Genomic DNA, 11,013 nt, shown 5'->3' on the forward strand with positions numbered 1-11,013 from the left:
CGGGCTGGTGTTTTCAGCGGCTTATCAGCGGGGGACACTTGCCCGCCGCTTTCTGGCGGGCCGGCCCCCTCCGCATTCTCCCGCTCTAAGAAGAGCGTGAGCTGCGGCTTCCCCACTGATAAGCCCGCCGGTCACTTCAGAAAAGGGGCCATCGGCCCTTGTTCAAGCCATCCTTACAATGGGAAAAGGCCCGAAACCATTAAGCCTTGGTACTCGAATTTCAACTTTTTGAGTAGGGGTCGAGGATTCAAGAGGTCCGGCGTTCGAGTGAAAAATCGGGATTCAAGATGATTTTCACTTGATCCCTTGAACCCTTGGCCCCTAAAACTATCGGCTTCAGTCAATGACAGTTTATCGTATAATTAGGATTCAACGACTTGTATATCATTTCCCTGGAAGACATTCAAATCCCGGCCTTCCCGGGTTCCATCCCCTTGCCCCGTGGACATGGGGCCCTGCCGGGGGCTCCCCGGCTTACGACAGATAAGGGTTTTCGGCCCGAGTTTTCTTGCGATAACCTTTATTCCTGTATAATTAGATGGTTCGGTCTTCCGAGGTCCCTTGACAGGGGATCCTTCAGCTTCTATACTCCGAAGGGTTATGATCCTGCTGGGTTCGGTCTGCATTGCTGCGTTTGAAGCTTTGCCGGGCATGGCTCAAACAAGAAGCTGCACGACCTGCAGACAGATACAGCGATTGCGAAAAGGGCAGTTTATTGATGGGCACTAAACAAGAAAGGAAAGAAAAAGAAAGGATTACGACCAATGGCACGACCCTACCGCCTTGCATTGCTTATCATGTTGACGGCCGCCTTTTTCACCTTTTCATCCAGCGCCATTGCCGGCGAAACTTCCGCAGATTTTTCCCCATCTTCCATCTTCTGTAAGGACAGAATCACTTTCCAGGTGGTATCGGGTGTCCTTGCTTCGCCCTTTGCCCTCGCCGCAAGGACCCTCGTCTTGGACTATGCCCAGACCAATATCCGCATCGGGCGCATGCTGAACGATCCCCAGGAGAGGAAATACTGGTTCAGGGGGAACACGGAGGTCATCTTCGAAATCTCAAATTCCTATATATTCAAGGGATTCGGCCACTACATCGGGGGAATTACCGGGCTGGTGAGATACAACTTCGTTCACCCCGATTCCCGTTTCATCCCATACATACAGGGTGGGGTGGGGATCGTGTACAACGACGCATACAAAGACATGACACAGCGGGCCATCGGGCAGGCCATCGAATTCACTCCCCAGGCCAGTGTGGGTTTCAGGTACATTCTCAACAAACACTGGTCCCTTGATGCCGAGGCCATGTTCCATCACATTTCCAATGCCCGCTTGGCTGAAAGGAACTGGGGTATCAACGCCTTCGGAGGGTTTATCGGACTGACCTATTACACGGACTGGTTATATACGGGAAGCCTCCTGAAAAAATTGATGGGAGAGTAATTGCTTCATCTTCAGGCGTTCCTGAGCCCCTCATTTCCCGAGGCCGGGAAGATATTCCATGTAATAACGATAAAAGGCGGCCAGGATCAGGGAGTGGGTGATTCGGCCTTCCCTGATCAGGGAGGGGATTTCCTCCAGCGGCTTGAGCAGTACTTCGATGTCCTCTTTTTCATCCTGCCTTTGTGGGCCTGCCGGATAGACGCCCTTGGCCAGGAAAGTCGTACAGGTATTGTTGAGGAACGCGGGGTTGGGATGGACGCAGCCCAACTCGATCATCTCCTCCGCCTCGTATCCCGTCTCCTCACGGAGTTCTCGCCGGGCGGCCTCTTGCGGAGTGTCCGAGGCCTCAATGATGCCACCGGGGATCTCCAGGGTCACTTCCCTTAATCCGTGCCGGTATTGTTGGATCAGGACCACGTCTCCACCGGGTGTGACAGGGATGACGTTCACCCAGTCCGCTGATTCAAGCACATAAAAGGTATGGGTTTCCTTGGTTCTGGGGGAAAGGGCGCGGTCGATTCGGAGGTTGAAGATAGGAAAGGCGGCTTCGAAACGGCTGGTTATCAGTTTCCATGGCTTTGGGGGCATGGGGTTAACTCCTTAGAGAACAGGTGTTTATGAAACACGAAGAAGAAGAGGATCCCGGGGACGGGAAATCCTGTCCCCAAATATAGGTCCCTGGGCCGGGGAAACTCAAGGAAAAAGGGGGAAACGCCCGTGGTCCATGTCTACGGCATTTTTTCCACATCCCTGGAGGGATCTGGAGAATCCGCCGTTGGATCTGCCGTGATCTTCTGCTATAGTTGCGGGAATCATATATTAGGGTATGGGGCGGCATCCGGGATGGCACCTGGAGCCCAAGCAATGGATGCCGGATAAGCGAATGGGGACCGCGCAGACGGCCGTGAACAGAAAGTGAAGAGGTTTTCCCGTCCCCCGGCGGGGGACGAACCCAGACGGGGAGGAGTTGACCATGAAACGAGGACTGTATTCAAGAAAAGACGTGAGGATTGTTTATTGGACGCTTTTGTGCCTGCTCGGCCTATTAGGCGGGATCCTGCTTGGTCCGGCCGGAGATATCCGGGCCCAGCCGACTCCTATGATGCCGGCCGCACCCGGCTCCTTTTCCAAGCTCGTCAAACAAGCCAGTCCGTCTGTTGTCTTCATCAGCACGGTCAAGACCATCAAGCGGCAACCCTTTCCCTTGCCCTTTGGCCCCAATGATCCCTTCAGGGATTTTTTCGACCGGTTTTTCGGAGATCGGCTCCCCAGGGAATTCAAGCAGCAGGCCCTCGGGACCGGTTTTATCATCGATCGTGACGGGTTTATACTGACAAACAATCACGTGGTGGAACAAACCGACGAGATCAAGGTGAAATTGGACAACGGCAGCGAGTACAAGGCCAGGATCGTTGGGAGGGATCCCAAGACGGACCTCGCCCTGATCAAGATCAAAACCCGGGATCCCTTGACTCCGCTCCCCCTTGGAGACTCCGACAAGGTGGAGGTTGGGGATTGGGTGGTGGCCATCGGGAATCCCTTCGGGCTCGGGCACACTGTCACGGCCGGGATCGTGAGCGCCAAGTACAGGCATCTGGGCGCCGGGGCCTATGACAATTTCATCCAGACCGATGCTTCCATCAATCCCGGTAACAGCGGCGGGCCCCTCCTGAACACGGCCGGGGAGGTGATAGGGATCAACACCGCCATCTTTTCACAGAGCGGGGGCAGCATCGGCATCGGGTTCGCCATTCCCGTGAACATGGCCAAGGACTTGCTTCCCCAACTAAAGAGGGGCAAGGTCATCAGGGGATGGCTAGGTGTGATGATTCAGCCGGTCACCCCGGAGCTGAAGGAAAAGCTCGGACTCAGGGAGGCCAAAGGGGCGCTGGTGGCCGACGTGACTCCGGGCGGACCTGCCGACAGGGCGGGCATGAAGCGGGGTGACGTGATCGTATCCTTCAATGGCAGGGACATTCGAGAAAGCAAGGACCTTCCTTTTCTCGTGGCCTCAACCCCTGTGAACCGGATCGTGACGGTGGAGGTCGTCCGTAAGGGAGAAATAAAAAGGCTGAGGGTTCGAATCGGAGAGATGCCCGAGGAAGGAAAGGTATCAGGTCCTCTGAAGGGTCCCGGCCCGCGGTTGGGCATGTCGCTGGAGGAGATCACGCCGGATCTGGCCCGCCGATTCGGGCTCTCTGAGACCCGGGGACTTGTGGTGACGGCCGTCCAGGGCGGGACCCCGGCAGCAGAGAGCGGCATTCGGCCGGGGGACGTTATCCTGGAAATGGACCAGGAACCGGTAAACAGCATACAGGAATTTGAAAGGAGGATCGCTGCTTACAAAAAAGGAGACACGATCCTCCTGCTGATCAAGCGACGGAACACCACCCTTTTTACCACTATCAGAATACCGGAGTGAAGGATCGGAGATGGAGGCGGGCGGACGCGGTTTTCGCCTGCATCTAATAATGGAACCCGATCGGCAAGGGGCGGAGGATTTCAGGGCCGCCCCTTGTTTGTCTGTTCTCCCATCCGGCCTCCGCCTGAAGAACCCTTCAACAACAGGCCGATATCCGCCAGTTCATGGGTCACCCTCATCCCGGGCAGGCTTTCGAAAAAGAAGTGCCCGTACCTGCTCCGAATGATCCTCACATCCAGGATACAGAGGACGCCCCGGTCCGAGGTGTTCCTGATGAGTCTCCCAAGGCCTTGCTTAAGGGCTATGATGGCCGAAGGGAGCTGGTATTCCATGAAGGGATTGCCTCCCCTTGCCCGGATGGCGTCGATGCGTGCGGCAACTAAGGGATCACCGGGCGAATCAAAGGGCAGCTTGTCGATGATCAGGCAGCTCAGGGCCTCTCCCGGCACATCCACTCCCTGCCAAAATGACCCCGTGGCCAGCAAAACCGAGTGAGTATCCTTCCTGAAATCGTCCAGGAGCACGGATTTGGGGGCCTCTCCTTGCTTGAAGACGGTATAGGAGAGTTTCCCGCTCAGGAATTCGTGGGCCAGGTTGAGGTTCTGGTGGCTCGTAAAGAGCACGAGGGCCCGTCCCGAGGTGATCTCAAGGATCTCAAGGATCCTTTTCGCAGCCTTCCGGGGAAATTCGGGAAGGGAGGGGAGCGGGAGATCCGTGGGCACGTAAAGAAGGGTCTGGTTCTCGAAGTCGAAATGGGAGGGATGGATCCCGGACAGCAACGGCCCGGAAAGTCCCATGCGCGACTTGAAATAATCGAAGTTTCCCTTGGTGGAAAGGGTCGCCGAGGTGAACACGAGGGTCCTGGTCTCCTGGTAGAGCAGTTCGTCCATATCCGAAGAGATGTCCAGGGGGGATGCATGGAGCACGAGGTTGGTCTTGCGCCGCTCATACCAATTCAGCCAGTTGACATCCCTGAAGGACAGGATTTCCTCAAGGGAACGATGGATTTCCTCGGCCCTGAAGAGACAGGCCTGGAAGGTGTTGCTCCGGTGACTCCTCCATTCCGAATTTTGATGGATCCGCCGCAGGCCTTGAATCATCATCGCGACCGGTCCATGGGCGAGCTTTTCAAGGGCGTCAGGGTTCAGACGCCCCCGGTTTTCTTTCGGCAGGCAGCCGGAGAGTTGATTTACCCCGGTACGAACCAGATCCAGGGATCTTGACAGGGCCTTCCTGGCCGTTTTCTCTAAGTTTCCCATCTCTTTTTCAAGGTCCCTGGCCCAATCCAGGACTTGGCGGGTACTCAGTCTCCGCCCGAAGTAATGGGTGGCGATCTCTTCGAGATTGTGGGCCTCATCGAAAACCACCACCTGGAAAGGGGGGAGGATCTCCCCTAATCCACTTTTTTTCACCACCAGATCTGCAAAAAAAAGGTGATGGTTGACAATGATGATCTGCGATCGGGCGGCCCTTCTTCGGAGGGCGGCCAGGTAGCAATCTTCCCAGTAAAGGCATCGGGAGCCGAGGCATTGATCGGAAGAGGCGGACAGATCGTCCCAAAGGGGGTCGTCATCCCGGATCCAGGGAAGCTCGCCCCTGTCGGCGAATTCAGTCTGTTTCAGCCATTCGGTCAGCCGCCGCCTGGTTTCCTCGAGATCCGGCCTGAGAAGGGAGGCCTGGGAGAATAGTTGGTGGTAGCGGTGCAGGCACAGGTAGTTCTTCCTTCCCTTCATCAGGAGGGCGTCTACCCTGCGGCCGGTCGCCGAAGCAAGGAGGGGGATATCTTTCTGGTAAATCTGTTCCTGCAGGTTCTTGGTGCCCGTGGAGATGACCGCCCGCTTTCCGCTCAAGAGAAGGGGAACAAGGTATCCCAGGGTTTTGCCCGTGCCGGTGCCTGCCTCCACAATGGCAGGTTGCTTCGTCTCGATAGCCTCGAGGATCAGCCGCGCCATTGCAATTTGGGAAGGCCGACACTCGAATCCCTCAAGGGATTTCCTCAGGGCGCCCTCTTTGCCGAGGATGCCTTCTATCGGGTCAGGAGAGCAAGGCATGGCAAGAATATAGCCGCGGTGTTCCGGGCCGTCAACGGATATGCCCCTTGAAGGGCACGGGTTCGAAGCGTCACTATTACGACATATCGTCAAATATCCTTCCTGCTCTCACTTTATTTTCATCATGCTCCGCCCCCTGGAGAAGGCTCGAGAGGTATAAAGTTTGGCCTAGAAATTCAGATTATTTCTGTTCTTTTTATGAAAAACCAGACAATGTTCATGATATTGGCACGCTCCATGCTTGAAATGACAAAAGGATTTGGACCAGAAAACCAAAAACGGGATCAAGGGAACATATCGATGGAAAAAGAGATCCTGACGATTGAAGAGGCGGCGGCATTGCTTCGGATCGGAAAACGGTCCCTTTACAAGCTGGCCAAGGACGGGCGGATTCCCGGCAAGAAGATCATGAACAAGTGGCGCTTTGAAAAAGAGAGCCTGAAGGCCTGGATCCGCTCAGGGGACAACGACCGGGCCGGGACGGGATGAGAGGACTCTGATGGCGGCCCATCAGCCCTTCCCCTCCCCCGGGGAAAATAGGACAGGGCACTGGATCGAGGATTTCCTTATTAATGGACATACCTAAAAGGATCGACCGTTTCCAAGTCATCAAGGAACTGGGAAATGGAGCCCAGGGAGTGGTCTACCTCGCCCTTGACCCCCGACTGGACAGGAAGGTCGCCATAAAAACCCTCCATTTGCGTCTCTCGAGGGACGGAGAACGTCATGCAAGCCTTCTGCGGGAGGCGAAGACCGTAGGAAAACTGCAGCATCCCAACATCATACCGGTTTTCGAGGCAGGGAATTTCAACGGAAGGCCCTACCTGGTTTTCGAGTATGTAGAAGGGGTATCCCTGCGGGAACTCCTCAAGAAAGAGGGACCAATGGAAGTCCACCGGGCCGTTTCGATCATGGGCCGGATCCTGGATGGTATGGCCTATGCCCATCAGCATGGAGTCATCCACCGGGACCTCAGCCCTTCCAACATCCTCATCAGCGCCGGGGACACACCCAGGATCATGGACTTTGGCATCTCGGTGGTGATGAAGGACCGCAAGAGTCAGTCCGGAGACCTTGCAGGGACACCCGGTTACATGCCTCCGGAATCGTTTTCGGGCGGGACCCTCGGGCCCCAGTCAGATGTCTTTTCCCTGGGGCTCATCTTTTATGAGATGCTGGTGGGGCAACCGGCTGTTAAGGCGGAAAACGAGTTCACCGCCATGTACAAGACCGCCCATGAATCCCTGTCGCCCCCTTCCCTCCAAAACGAGGTCGTAGATGAGGGGCTGGACGCGATCATCCTCAGGTCCCTGGAAAAAGACCCCGACGCCCGCTATCGCGAAGCCCGGGAGATGAAGAGGGCACTGGAAGACTACCTCAAGGTTGAAACGGAAGATGAAGGGGAGGTGAAATCGGAACTGGATACCAATGCAACCGTGGATTTCCTCCTCCGCCGCATGCGCCACAAGAGCGATTTTCCGACCTTTTCCCGTCACATTATGGAAATCAACCGGATGGCTTCCTCCGGAAGTCTCAACTACACTTCCGCCTCCCAGCTGGCCAATACCATCATCAAGGACTATGCCCTCACCAACAAGCTCCTGAAACTTGTCAATTCGGCATTTTACAGCCACTTTTCCGGACGGGTCACGACGGTTTCAAGGGCCGTGGTCATCCTGGGGTTCGAGCAGATCCGCACCGCGGCGGCCAGCCTCCTCCTCTTCGAGCACCTCCAGAACAAGGCTCAGTCCCAGGAACTTAAGGACGCCGCCCTCAGTTCCTTCATGAGCGGGATGATCGCTGAGGAACTCTCCGGCAAGATGTCCAGGGGCATCTCAGAGGAGGCCTTCATTTGTGCGATGCTTCGCAACCTCGGACGGCACCTGGTCATCTTCTATTTCCCTGAAGAGTACAAACAGATCAAGACCAGGATGATCCAGAAGGGCATCAGCGAGTCGGCGGCCTCCCGCGCCATCCTCGGCATTTCCTACGGGGAGCTGGGGGCGGGCATCGCAAGGGCCTGGAAGTTCCCTGAAAAGATCATTCAGAGCATGAAACCGCTGCCCCGTGGGAACCTCGGGCCGGCAAGATCCGATGAGGAAGTGCTCCGAAACCTCTCGGCCTTTTCCAATTCCCTTTGCAAGATCGCCAGCACGACCGAAGGCAGGGAAAGGGAAAAGGCCCTTTCAGCCCTCATACACCGCTTTGAGAAGAGCCTGCCGGTATCCGAAAAACAGATTTCTTCCCTGCTTGATCGAGCCAGGGACCGAGTGAAAACCTATTCAGACACCCTGAAGATCAATACTTCCAAAAGCGCTTTTCTGCGAAATCTCGCCGAATACTCTCGGGGCCGCTCAGGGGCGGGCAAAAAGGAAGAGGTCCCTCGAGTGGCGGAAGAGCCTGAAGTTTCACCGGACTCCTCCGCACCCAAATACCAGGCACTGGAGATCCCTGAGACCGAGGTCCCCCTTGATGAGACTGCTGACCCGAAGATCGTGTTGATCAACGGAATCCAGGAGATCACCAACACCCTACTCGAAGATTTCGAGATCAACAGCATCCTGACCATGATTCTTGAGACCATGTACCGGGGTTTCGGCTTCTTCAGGGTCCTGCTCTGTCTGGTCGACCCGCGGCGATCCTATATCCAGGCCCGTTTCGGGTTCGGAGATAATATTGAAAAGATCATGGAAGACTTTGGTTTCAAGTTGAAAAGGGAGGCCGATGTCTTCAACCTCTCCCTCGTCCAGGGAAAGGATCTGGGCATCGACGATATCGAGGATCCCCGAATCCAGAGCGGTATCCCCGCCTGGTACCGGAAGCTTGTCTTGGCCCCCGCCTTCGTGCTTTACCCGATCATGATCAACAAGAAACCTTTGGGTCTCATTTATGCGGACAGGAACCGCAAGGGACGCGTGCTCTCGGGAGACCAGCTTCATTACATGAAGACCCTGTGCAATCAGGCGGTCCTTGCCATGAAACAAATGCGGTTTCGGTCCTGACCCATGCTCCCTCCCAAGGCCGCCGGACAAGGTATGCCGGCCCTTATCCGGTTTTCTTCTTCACGAAGTAGAGGCACGGGGCACCCGAAGATGCACGGACTTCCGCGGCGGGAAGTGCCCGGCTCTTGAAACCAAGGGCTTTGCACCCGTACGGGAACCGTTTGTCCCAGGTAATGTAAAAATATTTGCAGTTTTTGCAGAAGATGAAGTCGGTGCCCTTAGGGTGGTTTTCTTCGCCATGAACCATGTTCATCTCCATAGGGCGATAAAGGCCTTTCACCTCGGGTATTTTCCCCTCCTCTAACGATTTCCGTTGATTTATCCCCAAGGGTTCGATTATAGGGGAAAAGGCGAAAAGTTGGTGAGGGATATCATGCCCAAGACGAAAATCGTATGCACTATCGGGCCCTCGAGCGTCGCCCCCGGGATCCTGCGGCAGCTTATCAGGGAAGGCATGACCGTGGCCCGCCTGAACTTCTCCCACGGGACACCCCAAGAGCACGAAGAAAGGGTCCGGGTCCTGCGCCGGCTGTCGGAAGAAGAGGGCCGGCCCGTGGCGGTACTCCAGGATCTCGCAGGGCCGAAGATCAGGGTAGGCTGGATTCCGGATCCGGGTATCCGTCTCGAACCCGGCGACACCCTCATCCTGACGGGCCAGGAAGGGGCTGAGGCCGCTGAAGGCAAGGTACCCCTTTCTTTCCCGGATCTTCCGCGTCAAGTGGGTCCCCAAGCCCGACTTCTCCTGGCTGATGGTACCATGGAAGTCATCGTGAGGGAAGTGCGTGGGAAGGATATCCACTGCGAGGTGGTGACCGGCGGCCTTCTCACTTCCCACAAGGGGATCAATCTCCCGGATGGAACCTTGGATGTTCCTTCACTTACCGACAAGGATATCGAGGATCTGGGCTTCGGGCTTGAAATAGATGTGGACTTCGTGGCCCTCTCATTTGTGCGTAGCGCGGAGGATATTCTGCGCGCCAGGGCCGTTATTTCTCAAAAGGGTGATAGAGATGTTCCCCTGATCGCCAAGATCGAAAAACATGAGGCCATCCGGAATCTGGACGAGATCATCGAGGCAGCCGATGGAATAATGGTGGCAAGGGGGGACTTAGGGGTCGAAATCCCCCTGGAGGAGGTCCCGAACGTCCAGAAACAGATCATCAGGAAGGCCAACCTTGCAGGAAAACCTGTCATCACCGCCACCCAGATGCTTCGTTCCATGGTGGATTCCCCCCGGCCCACCCGGGCCGAGGCCACGGATGTGGCCAATGCCGTCCTGGACGGAACCGATGCGGTCATGCTTTCCGAAGAGACGGCGGCCGGTGCCTATCCCGTGGAATCCGTCCGGTTCATGGTCCGGATCCTCGAGAGCGCGGAAAATCACTTTCCCCACGATCGGTTTCTGGCCATGATGCCTCGAAAGGAGGTTTCCGAAGCCGTGGCCCATGCCTCCTGCCTCCTGGCAGAACACTTGGAAGCAGCCGCAATCGTGGCTCCCACCCGTTCGGGATTGACGGCGAGGAATATTTGCAGGTTCAGGCCCGTCAGGCCCCTGCTCGCCCTTTCTCCAAGTCCTAGAACGGTCCGGAGACTCTGCCTGTACTGGGGTTGTATTCCTCGCCTGGTGCCGTCCTCCGGTGATACGGACGAGATGATCCGCACGGCCGCCGAGGCGGCCCTTGAAAGCGGGCTGGCAGGCCGCGGGGAACGAGTGGTGATAACTTCCGGGCATCCGGTCTGGGTGGCGGGAACCACCAATATGGTTCGGATCAAGACACTCTGAGACCTTTGAAAAACGCCCGGGAGCCTTGAAACGAAAGAAAAGGCGCCATCGGCCTTTTGGAGGCCGGTACCGAATTGAAATATTTGCCGGATTAGATTGAAGGGGCAGGGGGATCTTTTCCTCGTTCCCGAGTCTCCCGGCCTGGTTATTTCAAGGGGTTAGGAACGGGGGAGTTTTGCCCCCTCCGCCGTTCTCCCGCTTTTACAAGCGGGAGCCGGGGTTTCCCCCATCCCTAACCCCATGAAATAACGAAGGTTTACCTGCTGCTGTCTGGCAGGCCTCCCAACAGGTCACTTCCGAAAAGATC

At 56.2% G+C, this 11,013-nt stretch carries 8 protein-coding genes; 5 read left to right on the forward strand and 3 right to left on the reverse strand.

What is annotated here, in order from left to right:
• Positions 1 to 764 precede the first annotated feature (764 nt).
• Complete coding sequence (locus tag JRF57_14050) at positions 765 to 1,448, forward strand: acyloxyacyl hydrolase (protein ID MBW2304821.1); 684 nt, start codon at positions 765 to 767, stop codon at positions 1,446 to 1,448.
• A 30-nt stretch (positions 1,449 to 1,478) separates the two neighbouring features.
• Here the strand turns inward: JRF57_14050 and JRF57_14055 are convergent, their stop codons facing one another.
• The gene (locus JRF57_14055; GenBank protein MBW2304822.1) at positions 1,479 to 2,036 is read right to left on the reverse strand and encodes an NUDIX hydrolase; all 558 of its coding nucleotides are present in this window, start codon (positions 2,034 to 2,036) and stop codon (positions 1,479 to 1,481) included.
• 511 nt (positions 2,037 to 2,547) lie between these two features.
• On the opposite strand from JRF57_14055, the gene JRF57_14060 reads away from it, so the two are divergent.
• Positions 2,548 to 3,870 (forward strand): DegQ family serine endoprotease, encoded by a 1,323-nt coding sequence (locus JRF57_14060; protein ID MBW2304823.1) that lies wholly within the window; start codon positions 2,548 to 2,550, stop codon positions 3,868 to 3,870.
• An 80-nt stretch (positions 3,871 to 3,950) separates the two neighbouring features.
• On the opposite strand, the gene JRF57_14065 is transcribed toward JRF57_14060, so the two are convergent.
• Positions 3,951 to 6,014 (reverse strand): ATP-dependent DNA helicase, encoded by a 2,064-nt coding sequence (locus tag JRF57_14065; protein MBW2304824.1) that lies wholly within the window; start codon positions 6,012 to 6,014, stop codon positions 3,951 to 3,953.
• Between the two features lie 207 nt (positions 6,015 to 6,221).
• Here JRF57_14065 and JRF57_14070 point away from each other — a divergent pair, with 207 nt between their 5' ends.
• Positions 6,222 to 6,410, forward strand: a complete 189-nt coding sequence (locus tag JRF57_14070) for a helix-turn-helix domain-containing protein (protein ID MBW2304825.1) — start codon at positions 6,222 to 6,224, stop codon at positions 6,408 to 6,410.
• Between the two features lie 83 nt (positions 6,411 to 6,493).
• A complete protein-coding gene (locus tag JRF57_14075; GenBank protein ID MBW2304826.1) occupies positions 6,494 to 8,923 on the forward strand; it encodes an HDOD domain-containing protein in 2,430 nt (809 codons plus the stop codon).
• Positions 8,924 to 8,966: 43 nt separating this feature from the next.
• Here the strand turns inward: JRF57_14075 and JRF57_14080 are convergent, their stop codons facing one another.
• Positions 8,967 to 9,170: a uracil-DNA glycosylase gene (locus JRF57_14080; protein ID MBW2304827.1), complete on the reverse strand. Its 204-nt coding sequence runs from the start codon at positions 9,168 to 9,170 to the stop codon at positions 8,967 to 8,969.
• Between the two features lie 126 nt (positions 9,171 to 9,296).
• Here JRF57_14080 and pyk point away from each other — a divergent pair, with 126 nt between their 5' ends.
• Positions 9,297 to 10,706, forward strand: coding sequence for a pyruvate kinase (pyk, locus tag JRF57_14085; GenBank protein MBW2304828.1), 1,410 nt, complete (start codon positions 9,297 to 9,299; stop codon positions 10,704 to 10,706).
• Positions 10,707 to 11,013: the final 307 nt, after the last annotated feature.

Source organism: Deltaproteobacteria bacterium, from assembly GCA_019310525.1.
GTDB lineage: Bacteria > Desulfobacterota > DSM-4660 > Desulfatiglandales > HGW-15 > JAFDEE01.